The 18,351-nt window shown below is 65.4% G+C and carries 4 protein-coding genes; all 4 read right to left on the reverse strand.

Going from position 1 to position 18,351, the window contains the following annotated elements; genetic code table 11:
* A partial coding sequence (locus ACLP9N_RS36345; protein WP_442411931.1) for an SDR family NAD(P)-dependent oxidoreductase occupies nucleotides 1-6,207 on the reverse strand: 6,207 nt, incomplete at its 3' end.
* On the reverse strand, nucleotides 6,204-10,814 hold the full coding sequence (locus ACLP9N_RS36350) for a type I polyketide synthase (protein WP_442411932.1): 4,611 nt from the start codon (nucleotides 10,812-10,814) through the stop codon (nucleotides 6,204-6,206). The genes ACLP9N_RS36350 and ACLP9N_RS36345, both read right to left, overlap by 4 nt.
* 1 nt (nucleotide 10,815) lies before the next feature.
* On the reverse strand, nucleotides 10,816-16,440 hold the full coding sequence (locus ACLP9N_RS36355; RefSeq protein ID WP_442411933.1) for an acyltransferase domain-containing protein: 5,625 nt from the start codon (nucleotides 16,438-16,440) through the stop codon (nucleotides 10,816-10,818).
* The gene (fadD26, locus tag ACLP9N_RS36360; RefSeq protein WP_442411934.1) at nucleotides 16,437-18,185 is read right to left on the reverse strand and encodes a long-chain-fatty-acid--AMP ligase FAAL26/FadD26; all 1,749 of its coding nucleotides are present in this window, start codon (nucleotides 18,183-18,185) and stop codon (nucleotides 16,437-16,439) included. Before fadD26 ends, ACLP9N_RS36355 begins: the two co-directional genes overlap by 4 nt.
* Nucleotides 18,186-18,351: the final 166 nt, after the last annotated feature.

The raw sequence follows: 18,351 nt of genomic DNA on the forward strand, positions 1-18,351 counted from the left end.
ATCGGTCGCGTCGCTGGCGTCCAATTCCGCCCGGATCCGGCCGCCGCCGCGCCGGGCGACGGTTGTCGAGTCTTGCAGTTTGGCGAACAACGACGAGCCCGCCGCCGCGGGAAAGGATTGAAACCACTGGCGGGCGTCGAGGCTGAATACACCTGTACGCGCCCGGTCGGCGCCGAGCACCAGCTGCATCGCGGCCAGCCCTTCCTCGGCCGTGATCATCGAGATGCCGAGAGCGGCGAAGAACTGGGCACGCCCGACCTCGGCCCATGGGCCCCAGTTGATTCCGACCGCGGGAAGTCCAAGGGAGCGCCGATAGGCGACAAGGCCGTCGACCCACGAGTTCGCGGCGGCATACGCTCCCTGGCCGGGCGCGCCCAGCAGGGAGGCTGCCGACGAGAATGTCAGCCACCAGTCGACGTCTAAGTGGGCGGTGGCCTGATGAAGCCGCCAGCTGCCGGTGACTTTCGGAGTGAACACGCGCCGCGCGGCCGAATCCGACATATTCAGCACAATCTCATCATCCAGAACCATTGCGCTATGCAGGACTCCGGCCAACCGGAAACCGGCGTTTTCGACCGCCGCCACCAGCCGATCGGCTGTGCCGGGTTCGGCGATGTCGCCGGTGACCACCTCGACCCGGCTACCCGCGGCGTTCATCTCCGCGATAGCCGCCCGAACGTCGTCGCTGGGAGCCGAACGCCCGTTCAGGACAATCAATCCCGCGCCTTGCTGCGCCAGCCACTGTGCGATGACGAAACCGAGACCGCCCATGCCGCCGACGATGAGGTAGCCGCCGTCCGGGCTTACCAGTGGTTGCGGTGGCGGGGACGTGACCGCTTCGATGCTGCCGCTGCGCGGGATCGAGACGACGATCTTGCCGGTGTGCCTGCCGGAGGCCATGAGCGCAAACGCGTCGGTCGCTTTGTCGAGGCTGAACTCGGTAACGGGCAGCACCTGCAATTTGCCGTCCGACACATGCTTCAGGACGTCTTGGAGCAGATGGCGGTACCGTGCCGGCTGCAGCCGCAGATTCAGGTCGAGGTCGACCACCGCGAAGGAGGCGCTTTTGGCCAGCGCGGCCAGCCCCAGGCTGGCATCGGCAAAGACGTCCTTCTTGCCCAGTTCGATGAACCGGCCACCGGGAGCAAGTATCTGCACTCCGCGCTGAATCGCTTCGCCCGGCAGCGAATTGAGAATGACATCCACCCCGTAGCCTTCTGTGACGTCGAGTATCTCATCGGCGAATTCGACGCTTCGCGAGTCGCCGACGTACTCGACGCCGAGCCGGGACAGCATTTCGCGTTTGGCATCCGAGCCGGCCGTGGTGTAGATGCGGGCGCCGATCATCTTGGCGATCGAAAGCGCCGCCAATCCCACACCGCCGGTGGCGGAATGGATGAGCACGCGTTCGCCGGGCGACAGCCGCCCGACCTCGCACAGCGAGTGCCAAGCGGTCAGATACGCGATGCCGAACGTGGAAGCTTCGCGATCCGGCAGCGTGTCGGGGACGCCGACCACGAGGTCTGCAAGAGTCGTCAGGTGGGAGCCGAATGTGCCCGGACCGAAGGCGATGACACGCTGCCCGATCTCGACCGAGTCGACATCGTCGCCGAGAGCGGTGACGAAACCGACACACTCGCCACCGATCACGGGCGCGGCACCGTCAAGTCCCGGATACACCCCCATGGCCTTGAGCACGTCGCTGAAGTTGAGTCCGGCAGCGACGACACGAACCTCGACCTGGCCGGCTTGCGGCCGGATCCGCTTCACCGCGTGCACCCTCAGCGCGTCCAGCCGTCCGGGCTCATCGATCTGCAGCCGGACAGCGCCTCCGGAAAGGCCTGAGCCGTCCAGGTTCACGACCGTGCGGCGGGATTCGACCGCCAGATCGCCGGTCGCCGTGGTGGGTGCGGGCATCAGCCTGTTCACATATCGCTGCCCGTCGCGGAAGGCGAGCTCGTCGGCCTCCGAACCGGCGAGCAATTCGTCGGTCAAGGCGAGAAGTGAGCCGGTGCCCTCCGCATCGACGTCGACGACTGTGGTCTTCAGTTCTGCATGCTCGAATGTCAGCACCCGCGCGATTCCACGAAGCTGCGTCTGCGCCAGCGTGACTCGATCACCAGGATCGAGCTGTTGTGCGCCGCGGGTGAGGATCCACAGCCGCGGGCTGTTGCGGGCGCCTATGCGCGACACCGTCTTGACCATGTCGGCGATCAGCAGCGTGCGCGCCTGCGCCAAATCGAGTTGACCCTGATCCGGCAGTGACTCGTCGACGGATCTCGGTGGACAGACGACGACGATGTTCTGCCACCCGATATCGGTTCGGGTGATCGCAGCGCGCAGCTGTGCTGCGTCGTTCGGGGACACCAGCTCGACGTCGGCGATGCGGTCGCGAAGCGACGCCTGCAGCGCGCTGAGCAGCGGGTCGCCGGCGGCGGGGTCACCGATCAACAACAGGCCGCCGGGAGCGCCGGCAGGTTTGTCAAGTTTGTCTAGGGGGGACGACTCCCACTCCAACGTGTACAACCGGTCGGTGAGTTCTGTTGCGCCGCCTCCTGATCGCAGCACCGCCATGTCGACTTCGTCGATGCGCAGCAGCGGTCGGCCATTCGGATCGGTGAGTAACATCTCGCCGACGAGCCGATCCGGGCTATCGGTTGCGGCCAGTGAGCCGAATGCGCGGACACCGTCGGCGACGTCGCCGAACACGTGGATGCCCGCGAAACGTATCGGAAGCACCAGGGTCTGCCGGTCGGTGTGCCCGGCGGCCAAGTCGGTTGCCGCCCGGGTGGCACCTAGTGCCTGCAACGCGATATCCACCATTACCGGATGCAGGAGTAAGTTGCGGGAACCCGCCTTGGCCGAAGAAGGTAGCCGCACGTCAGCACGGACGGCACCGGACTGCGAGACGGTGAGCCCGACGATTCCGCGAAACGCCGGTCCGTGTTGTTGGCCGGCGCCACGCAGCCGCTGATACAGGTCGTCGGGGTTGAGTTCGGCCGCGACGTCGTCGGTCTGGGCGGCGTGGCTTGCCTCGGCGCACGGCACCTCACGATCCGATAGTGTCGCGCGCCCAACTGTGGCGGTGGCATGTGTGATCCATGTCAAAGAGGCACTGCGGGTGCGCATTTCGACCCGGCACAGCTGTTCGTCACCGATGAGCGTGGTGACGAGAACGGTGCCGCTGGTCACGTGCATGACCTGGTGAAGACTGAGCTCGCGGATGGTCCAGGGCTGATCTTCAGTGCCTTGCGGGCCTTCTGGGCCGTGTACGGCCCCGAATGCGTCCATCACCGCCGCCAGCGCAATCTCGGCGTAGGCCACCCCTGGTAGGACGCAGAGATCGTCGATGCAGTGATCCCCGAGCCACAGCAGATCCGGGCTGAGCTCGTTTTCCCATACCCGGGTGCCATTGGTCGGGTCGATGACACCGATGCCCAGCAGAGGGTGGGTGTGTGCGTCACGCGGTGCGGTCGCTGTGGGGGTGATCCAGTGGTGGGTGTGGTGCCAGGGGGTGGTGGGCAGGACGGGATGGGGTTCGGGGGGGTGTGGGGTCCTGGGTGGGTGGGCGGTGTGGGCGGTGTTGAGGTTGGTGTGGAAGATGATGGTGTCGTCGGTTTCACGCTGTAAGGTGCCCACAGCCAGGTATTTCGCGCCGTGCTGTGCGCTGCCCAGGGTGTCTGTGATGGCCTGAGTCAACAACGGATGCGCGCTGACCTCAATAAACGTGTGATGATCAGCCCCCGCAGCAGCAATGGCCTGCGCAAAACGCACCGGGTTACGCATATTGGTCGCCCAGTGCTCGCCATCAAACACCGGGCGGATCTCAAGGTCGGCATAGGTGGTGGAGATAATCGGAACACTCGGCGGCTGCGGCGTGAGATCAGCCAACTCCGAACGCAGTAGCGGCTGCAAAGCATCCATAGCCGGATTGTGCGGAGCCACCTCGATATTGACCCGGCCGGCAAAACGCTCTCGGGCACGCACCTTGTCGATCAGCTCATCAATAAGCGGTGGCGGCCCGGCGATCACCGTCTGACCTGGCGAGGCATAAATCGCCAAACTCACCTGCGGATACTCAGCAATCAACGCCTCAGTATCGGCGGCGTCGAGTTCCAGCAGCGCCATACCACCCTGCCCCGACAACGGCGCCATCAGCCGCGCCCGGGTCGCGGTCACCCGCAACCCCTGCTCCGGGGTGAGCGCCCCGGCCACCACCGCAGCGGCCACCTCTCCCATCGAGTGGCCGATCAGCAAATCAGGTGTCACCCCGTAGGAGCGCCACAACGCGGTCAACGTCAGCTGCATCCCGATCAGACCCAGCTGGATCTGTTCGATGCCGACCAGCTCTCTGCCGGTGCTGATAATGTCGAGCAGCGAAAACCCGGCCTGTTGGACAAACACCGGCTCCAACTCGGCCACCGCCGCCGCAAACGCCGGCTCATCGCCCAACAGCCGACGGCCCATCCCCGCCCACTGCGACCCGCGACCTGAATAGACAAAAACCGTGCCCGGCCCGACCGAACCCTCAGCACAACCCACCACACCCGCCGCGGGCTCACCGGCCCCCAACGCCCGCAACCCCGCCACCGCCTGAGCACGACCACGCGCCACCACGGTGCCGAATTTGGCTTGCCGAGCCCGGTGGTGATTGAGCGTGTGCGCCACATCAGCCAACCCCACTGCCGACCCAGGCCCCGCCATCCACTCCGCCAACGCCGACGCCGTCGACGCCACCCGCGCCGCCGTCTTACCCGACACCACCAACGTGGACACCGCCGGATCAGGTCCCCGCTGCGGCGCCGGCACCGGATCGGGCGCCTGCTCGATCACCACATGCGCATTCGTCCCGCTGACACCGAACGACGACACCCCCGCCCGGCGCGGCCGACCGGTGGTCGGCCAGGCCATTCCGTCGGCGGCGATGGCCAGCCGAGATGCGGCCTCGCTCGCATGCGGTGTCAACTGGTGGAAGTTAAGTTGCCGCGGAATGTAACCGTTGCGTATGGCCAGCACGGCCTTCATGAGGCCGGCGACACCCGCCGCCGCTTCCAGGTGACCGAGGTTGGTCTTCACCGACCCGATCGCCAATGGATCGGAACTTTGGCGATCGCCGAAAACCTTGCTCAGCGAATCGAGTTCGATGGGGTCACCCAACGGAGTGCCCGTTCCATGGGCCTCGACGTAGTCGATGTCGGAAGGCTTCAACTTCGACGACGTTAATGCGGTGCGTAGCAACGCCTGTTGCGCCGGACCGTTGGGAACGGTCACTCCGCTGCTGGCACCGTCCTGGTTGACCGCCGTACCGCGCAACACCGCAAGGATGCGGTCGCCGTCACGCACCGCGTCATCCAACCGCTTCAGCACCACCAGCGCGGCGCCCTCACCGCGCACATATCCGTCGGCGGACACGTCGAAGGTCTTGCACTGCCCCTCCGGCGACAGCATTCCCCATCGCGAGCACGCGATGCTCGGTGCCGGGCTGAGCAACAGGTTGGTTCCACCCACCAACGCCATGTCGCTTTCCCGCCCGCGCAGGCTCTGACATGCCAGGTGGACCGCCACCAACGACGACGAGCAGGCCGTGTCGATAACCACCGCGGGACCGCGAGCCCCGAGGATGTAGGCCAGCCGTCCGGCGGCGAAGTTCGCCGAGTTTCCGGTTGGGATGTAGGCGTCGAGGTCTTCGGGCCGCAGCCGGCCCGCCAGCGTGAGCATGTAGTCGTAGGCGGTAACGCCGACGAATACCGCGGTCTGCGTGCCGCGAATGGTGTGCGGCGGCACGCCCGCGTCCTCCAACGCTTCCCAGGCGACCTCAATTAGCAGGCGCTGTTGCGGGTCCATCGCCGCCGCTTCTCGCGGGGAGATCGAGAAGAACTCCGCGTCGAACTCATCCGGCTGCCAGCCCGTGAGAAAGCCGCCCTCGCGGCTGCATATGGTGCCCGGCACGGTGTGATCGTCGGTGTAGTAGGCGTCGGCATCCCACCGGTCGGCGGGAACCCGGACGACGCCGCTTCGGCCGTCGCACAACAAATCCCAGAACTGCTCGGGGTTGTTTACCCCGCCCGGGAACCGGCAGCCCATTCCGACCACCGCGATCGGTTCGGTGCTGGACTTTTCGGCGATTTCCAGGCGCGCCGTGAGGTCATCGATCTTGTGCAGCGCCTCGGTGATGATCGCCCGGCGATCTGGGGTCGCGGCGGTCATTGCGCTCCTCTTAGTCTTTCCGAAAGTTGTTCCAACAGCTCGGCTTCGGTGAATTCGTCATACGCATCGGCGACCGGTTGGTCATGCGTCGCATCCACTGCTTCAAGAAGCTCGGGCAGGATGGTGGCCAGATAGTCGGTAAGGCTGTACACGGTCGGGTAGTCAAAGACGACGGACGCCGGAAGAGGCTCGCCGAGACTTTCTGATAAGGCCCGCTGCAGCGTCACGCTCATGAGTGAGTCCATGCCGAGCTGGAAGAAGCCGGCCGACGGATCGAGCGCTTCGGTGGGAGGCATTCCCATCACCTTGGCGGCCAAGGCGCCGACGTGGTCGAACAACATGTCGTGTCGTCGTTCTGCTTGGCAGTTCCGCAGGTCTTTGCGGAACGCACTTTCCGGCATCGTGACGTCTTCTGGCGCCGGCAACAGGTCATCAACGACGCGAAGCGATCCTCTCGTCCGAAATGCGGCTGCCAGAAGGGGCCAGTCCGCGGCAACCACGGCAGTTCGCACTCCGGCATCCGGGCTCATCACCAGCGGCAGCGCGCCAATGGCGACCCCGTCGGCCATGGGTAGCAGTCCGGATTCCGTGCTGACCTGACCCGCGTCTTTTTGGGTGTCGGCCAAGGATTTCCACAACCCCCAATCGACGACGGTGGCCGGCAGCCCCATGACGCGACGCGCGTAGGCGAAGGTATCCAGGAAGGTGCTGGTCGCGGTGTAGTGGGCGAGCCACCGTGAACCGAGGAGACCCGAGACCGAGGAGAACAAAACGAACTGCTGCACAGGCTTTGTGAGCGATAGCTGATGTAGCAGCGTTGCGGCGTTCAGCTTGGGACGAAACATGGCGGAGACGTCGTCGTCGGTCATCTCGCTGAGCAGAACCGGTCCGCCCGCGAAGGCCGCCAGGTAGATTCCCTCAAGTGGCGGCAAGTCCGTCCCAAAACGGTCGAACAGTGCGCGCATCGCGGCGGCGTCGGTTGCGTCGGCGGCCACTTCGATGAGGTTCGTCCCGGTCGATGCGAGGCTTTGGGTCAACTCCTGCAGGGAGCCCGGTTTCCGGGCCACCGCGACGACCGTTTTGGCCCCCATCCGCGCGAGCTGTCGGATCAGATGCGGTCCGATGTTGCCGGTAGCCCCGATGACAAGCTGGCTGGTCTCCGGGCTCAGTTTCACCGGGGAGGCCGTGGGCGCCGTTCGCCTCAGCCGGGGCACATGGCATGCACCCGACCGGTAGACGACCTGATCCTCTTCGTCGGCACACTGGGCCGCGGCCAGCACATGCCGCACGGCCAGCTCCGCCGGCAGGGACTCGTCGAGATCGATTATCCCACCCCAGATTTCAGGATGCTCCAGTGCCAGCGAGCGACCCAGACCCCACAGCACCGCGTGGCCGGGGTTGGCTCGATCGCCTTCGGAGACGGGTTGGGCATTGCGGGTCAACACGAACAACTTGGCCGGCAAGCTGCTCGCGACCATCGCAGCGGTCAGCCTTCGTGTTGCGTGGAATACCTGGTAGGCCACCCCAACATCGAGGAGTTCGCCGGAGACCGGTGGTGCGTAGAGCACGTTGTCCACGCCGCGTAGCGCGTCGAGCAGCGGGGTCGGATCGCTGTCGTCCGCGAGCGCCGTCGGCGCGAGGAGGTTTACCCGCGATTCCGGACCGACGACACGGGCCATTTCGGCGGAGAGTCCGGTGTCTGCCACCACCAGCCAGGTAGCGGTGCTTGACATGTCGGCGGCGGGTGCCGGGCGGACCGGCCAGGTCAGCTGGTAGCACCAGTCTTCGAGCGCGTCAGCGCCGTGTTCGGCGTTGCTTGGTTGTTCGGGGCGTCCGTTCACCGCAATCCCGTTGCGGCCCGGATGTTCCAGCGCCGCCGAGCTGGCCTGCGGGGTGGTGATCCAGTGGCGGGTGTGTTGCCAGGGGGTGGTCGGGATTGGGGGGTGCGGCCCGGGTGGGTGCGGGGTCTGTGGTGGGTGCGTGGTGTCGGCGGTGTAGAGGTTGGTCCGGAAGGTGACGGTGTCGTCGGTATCGCGTTGCAGGGTCCCGATACTCAAGTATTTGGGGGAGTTGCCCTCGCGGTGCGCGTCTTCCAGGGTGTCGGTGATGGCCTGGGTCAGCAGCGGGTGTGCGCTGATTTCGATGAAGGTGTGGTGATTGATTCCGGCTTGGGTGATGGCCTGCTGGAAGCGCACCGGGTTGCGCATGTTGGTGGCCCAGTGCTCGGCGTCGAAAACCGGTCGGGTTTCAGTGTCTGCGTAGGTGGTGGAGATGATCGGAATCGTCGGGGTCCGCGGGGTCAGATCGGCAAGCTCGGCACGCATCTGGGGCTGAAGCGCATCCATGGCCGGATTGTGCGGGGCCACTTCGATATTGACCCGACTGGCAAAGCGGTTCTGCGTGCGCACTGCGTCGATGAGGGCGTCGATCTGGTCCGTGGGTCCGGCGATCACGGTTTGGCGCGGCGAGTTGTAGATGCCCAACGTCACCTGCGGGCAGTCGGCGATCAACGCCTCGGTGGCCGCGGCGTCGAGCCCTAGCAGTGCCATGCCGCCCTGTCCGGACAGCGGGGCCATCAGCCGCGAGCGGATGGCGGTCACCCGCAATCCCTCGGCGGGGGTGAGCGCTCCGGCAACGACGGCGGCGGCCACTTCGCCCATGGAGTGGCCGATCACCAGGTCGGGTTGCACCCCGTAAGACCGCCACAGTTCGGTCAGCGCCAACTGCATGCCGATCAGGCCCAGCTGGATCTGCTCGATGCCGACCAGTTCTTTGCCGCCGGCGATCACGTCGTGGAAAGAGAACCCGGCCTGTTCGACGAACACGGGTTCCAGTTCGGCCACCGCGGCAGCGAAAGCCGGTTCGTCGGCCAACAATTGGCGACCCATCCCGGCCCACTGCGAACCGCGCCCGGAGTAAACGAACACCGTGCCCGGCCCGGCCGAGCCGTCCTGACAGCCCGCTACGCCGGGGGCGTGCTGGCCGGCGGCCAGTGCGCGCAACCCGACCACCGCCTGGGCGCGTTCGCGGGCGACCACGATGCCGAATTTGGGATGCCGGGAGCGGTGATGGTTGACGGTGTGGGCCACATCGGCCAGGCCCAGCCCGGCGCCGGGGCCCTCCATCCAATCGGCGAGCACCTCCGCCGTCGCGGCTACCCGCCGCGGCGTCTTGCCCGTCACCACCAATGTCGACGCCCCGGTGTCGGTGCCGCTTGCGGATACCGGCGTTAGCTCGGGACCCTGCTCGATGATGACGTGCGCGTTCGTCCCGCCCAAGCCAAACGACGACACCGCCGCCCGCCGCGGCCCCTCCTCGGTTGGCCACCCTGAGTTCTCGGTGGGAACAAAAAATCGGGTCGCCGACGCGTTGATCGCTGGATTCCATTGCGAGAAATGCAAATTCGGCGGAATGTGGCCACGCTGCACCGCCAGCGCCGCCTTGATGAACCCCGCGATCCCGGCCGCCGCCTCCAGGTGACCGAGATTGGTCTTGACGGCCCCCAGCGCACACGCGGTGTCGCCGCGGCCATACGTGGCCGCCAGCGCCTCGAATTCGATGGGGTCACCCAACACGGTGCCGGTTCCATGGGCTTCGACGTAGTTCACACTCTCGGGTGCGACGTCGCCGGATCGCAGCGCATCGGCGATCACGTCACACTGCGCGGCCGTATTCGGCGCGGTGACGCCATTGGAGCGCCCGTCCTGGTTGACCGCGGAGCCGCGCACCACCGCCAGCACGCGGTCGCCGTCGCGCACCGCATCGGTCAACCGCTTGAGCACCACAACCCCGGCGCCCTCGCCGCGAACAAACCCGTCCGCGGCGGCGTCGAAGGTGGCGCACCGACCCTGTGGGGAAAGCAATCCCCATGCCGAAATCGCGATTTGGGTCTCCGGGCGCAGGGTCAGACTCACCCCGCCGGCAAGGGCCAGATCGGTTTCCCGCAGCCTCAGGCTCTGACACGCCAGGTGCACGGCCACCAACGACGACGAACACGCGGTGTCCACTGCCACCGCCGGACCGCGCAGCCCCAACAGGTAAGAAATCCGACCCACCGCGATGCTGTGCGCATTTCCGGTTCCGGTGTAGGCGTTCACACACTCCGGGCTCGCGGCCAGCATGGACTGATATTCGTTGAAATAAACCCCCATCATCACGCCGGTTCGGCTGCCGCTGAGGGAATCCGGGGGTATGCCGGCGTTTTCGAGGGCTTCCCAGGCAACCTCGAGCAGCATCCGTTGCTGCGGGTCCATGGCCGCGGCTTCGCGCGGGGTGATGCCGAAGAACTCGGCGTCGAACCCGGCGATGTCGGGCACGAAGCCGCCCCACTTCGTCGTCATCCGCCCGGGCGTCAACGGGTCGGGGTGGTAGAACGCATCCGCGTCCCATCGGTCCGCCGGTATCCGCGAGATCGCGTTGCGGCCTTCGATCAGCAAGTCCCAGAAGCTATCCGGGCCGGCGGCATCCCCCGGAAACCGGCAACCAATGCCCACCACCGCGACGGGTTCCGCCACCGCGATCCGAGAGATCTTGTTGAACTCCTCGGCGAGGGCGGCGCGCTGCTGCGCGGTCATACCGGATATTCGGCTGAAGGCCGTTCGCATCACGCTACCTCTCGGCCTCGGTCGAGGTCGATTCGATCTGGTCGAACAGGCTGTCCAACACGCTTCCTGCCGACGCGGATAGCGCGGCCATCTCGTCTTCTTGCGAATCATGCTGCGGTGCAACAATTTGTGCCAGATATTCGGCGAGTGATGCAACGGTCGGGTGATTGAACAGCATGGTCGCAGACAGCTCAATCCCAACGAACTGCTCTGCTTCACGCCGAATCGCCATTGCCATAAGGGAGTTGAGGCCGAGTTCGGCGAAGGGCCGGTCGGTGTCCAGATCCGTTTCAGGCAACCGGAGCTCGGCGGCGATGATGGTCCGCAAACCACTTTCAAGTTCATTGCGTACATCCGCGGCCGACATTTGCGACCAGTTCCGTGCCGGGAGCAGGTAGGTGTCCTCAGCGGCCGATCCGTCCGCACTGATAGGCGAGGGCACCGGCACCACAACCGCTTGCGCGATGTCGTAGCCATCGAGGTACTCCCAAGCGGTGAACGCCTCCGACGGTGTGATGTCACGCGAACCCATTCGCTGTAGCTCTGCGCTGAGGATCTGGGCGTCTGCGGCGAATCCCAGCCCTCGCCAGGCTACCCAGTCGAGGCTCATGGTGTGGCAGCCCTGTTGGCGGCGCGCTCGTGCCAACGCGTCCAGGTAGGAATTGGCGGCGGCGTAAGAACCCTGCCCCGGAATACCGAATATGCCTGCAGCCGAGGCGGTCAAGAAGAAGAAGTCCACGCTTCCAGGTGGAAATGCCTCGTGCAGCACCTGGCTACCGCCGATCTTGGGCCACATGACCTGCCGCACCGGATCGTCGGTCATCTTCGTCACCAATTGATCGTTCGTGACGCCTGCGGCATGGATGATCCCGCGAATCGGCGCGGCCCCGTCGCGATCGCGCCTGGCCAACAGGGCCTGCACATCGTCGCGGCGTCCGACGTCGACGGCGACGGCTTCGACTGTCACACCCCGCATCTCCAGGGCGCGAATCGCGTCGATCTTCTGGCGCAGTTCGGCGTCGAGGGTGTCCAGTTCCCAGTCCCGCCTTGGCGGTAACGGCGTGCGGCCGGTCAGTACCAATCGGCGAGCGCCGCGGTCGGCGAGCCAACCTGCCATCAGCAGGCCAAGTGCGCCCATTCCACCGGTGATGAGGTAGGCCGCATCGGGTCTGCATTGGAAGGACTTGCGCACCGGCCTGCCGCGGACCGGTGCCAATGTCGGCGCGAGCACTACGCCCTCACGTAGCACCAAGATCGACTTGCTCCGTGTTTGAAGCAGATTCGCAAGTGCGGGCCCAGATTCGTCGAGGGTGTCGTCGACCGCGAGATCGGCTAGTCCGCCCCACAGTTCGGGATGCTCCGCGGCGATGACGCCCGCTAAGCCCCACAAGAAGCTCTGGCGTAGCGCGGACGGGGCCACGGATTCGTGGACTCCGCGCGTGACGATCCAAAGCGCGGCGGGGTTATGCGGCTCTCGCTCCGCCAAAGTCCGCACCAGACCGCTGATTTCGGCGGAGATACGCACGGCGAAGTCGACGTCGGCCTCGGTGGTGCTTGCCGGGTGGGAATCCGCGATGTAAACGACGTAGCGGGCCTCAGACACCCCATCCGCCGCCGCGTAGCCCGCCTTCTCGAGGCGCAGCCTGAGCAGGGCGCCATCATCGCCGATTACGGCGACAGGCCCTGGACCGGTGGCTCGTCCCGCCGCCGGATGGGCCTGCGCATCATCCAGATCGGTCCGCGGTTGCCAGTCGATCGTGTGCACGAACTTCCTGGCATCTGTCCAAGCACCCGCATCGGATTCGACGGGACTGTCCGGCCCGGCCGGTTGTGCCCCAGCAAAGTCCAGCGCCCGATACCGAAGTGACCGCATCGACGCCCACGGGAGTCCGCCGCGGGTGGTGACTGTGACATCGACGGTGATCCCGTCGCCGTCGCGAGCGGTGCGGTTCAGTGTGACCGAGCCACCCGGTGTGGTGACAGCATCGCTGAGCCACACCTGCTCGATGCTTGCCGGCACGTAGAGCCGCGCATCGGAGACGTCGGACAGCGCGGCTGCGTGAACTGCGGCGTCGAGTAGCGGCCCGATTGACCCTCCGGGCAGAGCCTCGGGGAGGTCGATCGCAACCTCGAGGCCGGCTGACGTCGGTGTCCATGAATCCACGGACCACTCGAAGGGCAGGCCGTCGACGCCACGCAGTGCGAGCAGCGCGGCTATGTCTGGAATTGGGTCGCTGTGACCATTCGTGTGTGCGTGACCGTTGGCCTGATAGGGCTCGTTCGAAGCGACGACGGAACCCGTCGGTGACGACGAAAGCTGTGCGGTCACATGCCGCGTCCAGTTTTCTGAAGGGGTTTCGGTTGCTGGACTTGAGGCCAGGCTGATCGATTGGTTGTCGGCGACAACCTGGATCAGGCGCGGCCGGTCGGCGAAAATGGGCTGCTCAAATCGGATCCCGGTTAGCGCGGAATGGCCCAATTCTGCTGCAGCACAAAGGATTGTGTGCAGCACAACAGATGCTGGCACCACCTCGACCCCGTGGAATCGATGCCGGCCCTGGTACGGCTTGGCGTCGGGAGCCAGCCTCGCTTGCCAGAGGTGTGAGGGCGAATTCCCTGAGACCGCGGTGACCGTGGTGTGTCGGCCGAGCAGGGTGCCCGCCAGCGGTGCCGATCCAACGGAGTTGGCCGGGCATTTCGTGGTCATCCAATGGCGGGTGTGCGCCCAGGGTGTGGTGGGGATCGGGAGATGCGGCTCGGGGGGATGGGGGGTGTGTGGTGGGTGCGTGGTGTGCGCGCTGTTGAGGTTGGTGTGGAAGGTGATGGTGTCGTCGGTGTCGCGTTGCAGGGTCCCGATGCTTGTGTATCGGGTCCCGTGCTGGGCACTGTGCAACGTGTCGGTGATGGCCTGGGTTAGCAGCGGATGTGCGCTAATTTCGATGAAGGTGTGGTAGGCGGAGTCGGCGCCGCTAACGGCCTGGGCGATGGCCTGCTGGAAATGCACTGGGTTGCGCATGTTGGTGGCCCAGTGTTCGGCGTCGAAGACGGGGTTGGTGCGCAGCTCTTCGTAGGTGGTGGAGATGATCGGGATGGTCGGGGTGCACGGGGTCAGATCAGCCAGCTCGGAACGCATCTGGGGCTGCAACGCATCCATGGCCGGATTGTGCGGGGCCACTTCGATATTGACGCGGCTGGCGAAACGGTCGCTCGCGCGGACGCGGGTGATCAGCTCGTCGATCTGCTCGGTGGGCCCGGCGATCACGGTCTGGCGCGGCGAGTTGTAAATCCCCAGCGTCACCTGCGGGTAGTCGGCGATCAACGCCTCGGTCGCGGCCGCGTCGAGCTCGAGCAGGGCCATGCCGCCCTGTCCGGACAACGGTGCCATCAGCCGGGACCGGGTGGCCGTCACCCGCAGCCCGTCGGCGGGAGTGAGCGCGCCGGCAACGACGGCGGCGGCGACCTCACCCATCGAGTGGCCGATGACCAGGTCTGGTTGCACCCCGTAGGAACGCCATAACGAGGTAAGCGTCAGCTGCATGCCGATCAAGCCCAGCTGAATCCGCTCGATACCGATCAGTTCTTTGCCGTTGGCGAGCACATCGTGCAGCGAAAATCCGGCCTGCTCGACAAACACCGGTTCCAGTTCGGCGACTGCAGCCGCGAAAGCCGGTTCGTCGGCCAGCAATTGGCGGCCCATGCCAGGCCACTGGGAACCGCGCCCGGAGTAGACGAACACGGTGCCAGGCCCAGGCGAGCCGTCCTGGGGGGCCACCACACCGGGCGCGTGCTGGCCGGTGGCCAGTGCCCGCAGTCCAGCTGTCGCTTGGGCGCGGTCACGGGCGACGACGGTGCCGAACTTGGCTTGCCGCGACCGGTGATGGTTCACCGTGTGGGCTACGTCAGCCAGGGCCACCTCGGCGCCGGGCCCCTCCATCCAATCGGCCAGCACCCCCGCGGTCGCGGCCACCCGCTGCGGCGTCTTGCCCGGCACCACGAGCGTCGACACCGCCGGATCCATGCTCCGCTCGGGTGTCGGGAACACTTCCTGGCCCTGCTCGATCACGATGTGCGCGTTCGTCCCGCCGAATCCGAATGACGAAACGCCGGCGCGCCGCGGATGCCCCGTGTCCGGCCATTCAGTCTGGGTGTCAACGACTTTCATCCGCAAGTCGGCGAACGGAATGTGCGGGTTCGGGCTTTCGAAGCGCTGGTTCGGCGGAATCTCGCCACGCTGCACCGCCAGCACCGTCTTGATGAAGCCGGCGATCCCGGCCGCTGCTTCGGTGTGACCGAGGTTGGTCTTGATGGCGCCGATGAGCAGGGGAGAACCCTCGGCGCGTCCGCGACCCAGCACCGTGCCCAGGGCGCGCGCTTCGATCGGATCGCCCAATAGTGTTCCGGTGCCGTGAGCTTCGACGTAGTCGACCTCATTCAGTTGCATCCCGGCGTTGGTGTAGGCAGCGCGCAGCACCGCCATTTGGGCCGCCGGGTTGGGGGCCATCAGCCCATTGGAGCGGCCGTCCTGGTTGACCGCTGAGCCGCAGATGACCGCAAGCACCCGATCTCCGTCGCGCTGTGCGTCGGTCAACCGCTTCAGCACCACGACCCCGGCGCCCTCACCGCGCACAAACCCGTCGGCGGCCGCATCGAACGCGCGGCAACGACCTGTCGGTGACAACGCGCCCACTTGGTCGAAACCGCGAAATACCGCAGGGGACAACAACAAATTCACGCCGGCCGCGATTGCCAGGTGGGAGTCCTGGGTCCGCAGGCTCTGGCAGGCCAGGTGGATCGCCACCAACGACGACGAGCATGCGGTGTCAACCGCTACCGAAGGGCCGCGTAGGTCGAGGAAATACGACAGGCGGTTCGCGATGATGCTCATCGCGCCACCGGTATTGCTCCAACCGTCTATCTGCGCGAGATCCGTGGAAGCAATGGCGCCGTATTCACTCAGGCATGACCCCGCGAATACGCCCGTTTGCGAACGGCGCAGCGAGTTGGGGGGAATTCCTGCGTGCTCCAACGCCTCCCAGGCCACCTCCAGCAGCAGGCGCTGCTGCGGGTCCATCTTCTCCGCCTCGCTGGGGGAGATCTCGAAGAAGTCCGCGTCGAAGGCATCGATGCCGTCCAGGAATGAGCCCCAGCGCGTGGTCCGGGTCAGCAGCGCTTTTACTTCGGGCGAGCCGTCGTCGAAGCGTTCCCACCGTTGGTCGGGGACTCGCCCGATCGAGGAACGGCGGTCACAGAGAAACTGCCACAACTCTTCTGGCCCGGATATCGCCCCCGGGAAGCGACAGCCCATTCCGATGACGGCGATCGGGTCATCGAGCGAACTTCCAGTCGTGCGCTTCAGCGTCTTTTCCGATTCGGGGTCCGGCTCGGGCGCGGTCAGGTATGCGGCCAGGGCGTTGATCGTCGGGTGCTCCCAGAAGTCGATCGGGGATACGGTCTTGCCCAACAGTTCTGTCAATTCCCCGGACAGCACGACCGCGTCACGGGAGCCCACGCCGAGGTCGGCCAGTGACAGAGCGGGGTCGACCTCGTCCGGTGTACAGCCGATGTTCGTCACCAAGTAGTCGACCAGCCAGTGGCGAAGGTCAGCCTCGCCACCAATGCTCGCCGTCATACCTTCACATCCAGCCGTTTGAATCCGTCCGTTCGATAACGTTCGACGCAGGCTGAACGCCGGATCTTGCCGCTCGTGGTGATCGGGATCGAACCAGGCGACACCAGAACGAGATCGGCCACACGCAGACTGTGGGACTTTGAAATCGCCTTGGTGATTTCACGTTTCACCGACCGGAGTTTGAGCATGGACTCTTCCCTGGAAGCTCCGCGTCGCTTGAGTTCGATGATCGCCACCAGCTGCTCGGTGATGTCGTCCGGCACAGCTATCGCCGCGACCCGGCCGCCGGTGATCTCCTGGATCGTCGCCTCGATGTCATCGGGGTAGTGGTTGCGGCCGTCGACGATGAGAAGGTCTTTGATGCGGCCCATGATGAAAAGTTCGCCGTCGGACATGACGCCCAGGTCTCCGGTCCGCAGCCACGGACCTTCCGGGGTTCCCGGCGCGGGACTGACCAACTTGGCGTTGAAAACGCGCGCGGTCTGCTCCGGCTTGCGCCAATATCCCATAGCTACGTGGTCACCATGCACCCAAATCTCGCCGACCCCTCCAGGCGGATTCTCGATCATGGTCTCCGGGTCGACGATTCGCACGGCCGACGGGTCGGGCGACCCGTAGCTGATCAGTTCGGTGCCGACCGACCGTTCGGTGCCGCAGAGCTTGGCCTGTCCGGCGGTCAGGTGCTCGTAGTCGAATCGAACCGTTTTGGGGACGGTCCCGGCTTCGGCGGACGCCACGAAGAGGGTTGCTTCCGCGAGCCCGTACGAGGGTCGTACCGCCGCGGGGCTCAGATTGTAAGGAGCGAAACGCTCAGTGAAACGTTCCAGCGTTGCCACATGAATTCGTTCACTGCCGCTGACGATTCCGACCACATCACCGAGGTCGAGACCCGCCATGTCGTCGTCGGACGTTCTGCGCACGGCCAACTCGAAGGCAAAATTCGGTGCCGCAGAAAAGGCCGATTCTGTAGTGGCTAGCAGTTGCATCCAGCAGGCCGGGCGGCGCAAAAACGACATCGGGCTTGTCAACACAGCGCTACGTCCGAGGACCAGCGGCGCGCAAATTCCGACAATCAAGCCCATGTCGTGAAACAAGGGGAGCCACGAAACCAGGGTCATGTTCGGCTTTGGGCGATCGTCCCAATAGGCGTGCGAGCATTGCGTCACGTTGGCGATGACGTTCTTGTGCGACACAACGACACCGGCCGGTGTGCGCGTCGATCCGGATGTGTATTGGAGATAGGCTGCTCCGTTAGACAGCTTAGGGGAGGCCGGCAACTGGCGTGGCGAGTCCAAATCAAGCAGATCAACCTCAATGACGAACGGGGCGGGCTGTCCGTCTTGTGCGCACGCGTATTTCGTCACGTCGCCGACTACAGAGGAAGTCGTGAGAATGGCGACCGGCTGGGAATTCCGTAATACCGCGGAAACGCGGTCGTCGTGTATGCCATATTGCGGCGTTGAAAGCGGAACCGCGATAAATCCAGCCTGTAGCGCCCCGAGGAAAGCGATGATGTATTCCAGTCCTTGCGGCGCCAAAATTGCCACTCGATCACCGGGCGAGCCGCATAGTTTGAGTTCTTCAGCGATGACGCAAGCACGCCCGTGGACCTGCGACCACGTCAAACTCTCAGCAAAGCCCTTGGGGTCCAACCCGTAGTCGATGTAGGTATACGCGGTGGTGTTTGCCTGCTGATCCGCCCGCTCCTTTAGCAAAGCGGGTAGGGAAAGGTCGGTCACCAGCATTGCACTACACTCCCATTCGGCTTTCTGCGCTCACTTTCGCTGCGTCCCCCTGTGAGCCGCCTGTCGGATCGCACATCTGGACTTCCCAGTGCTCTGAGCCCTCCCGGTCTGCGCTGACCAGGCAGCTGTGACGACTACGCAGCCCTTCCATCGAAGCACATCTGGG

The sequence above is a fragment of the Mycobacterium sp. genome (assembly GCF_052144515.1).
In the GTDB taxonomy this organism is placed as follows: domain Bacteria; phylum Actinomycetota; class Actinomycetes; order Mycobacteriales; family Mycobacteriaceae; genus Mycobacterium.

What these genes read in the sequence shown, in the direction of transcription:
- ACLP9N_RS36355 (WP_442411933.1), bottom strand. Translation starts at nt 16,440, where the DNA reads ATGACGGCGAGCATTGGTGGCGAGGCTGACCTTCGCCACTGGCTGGTC.
- fadD26 (WP_442411934.1), bottom strand. Translation starts at nt 18,185, where the DNA reads ATGCTGGTGACCGACCTTTCCCTACCCGCTTTGCTAAAGGAGCGGGCG.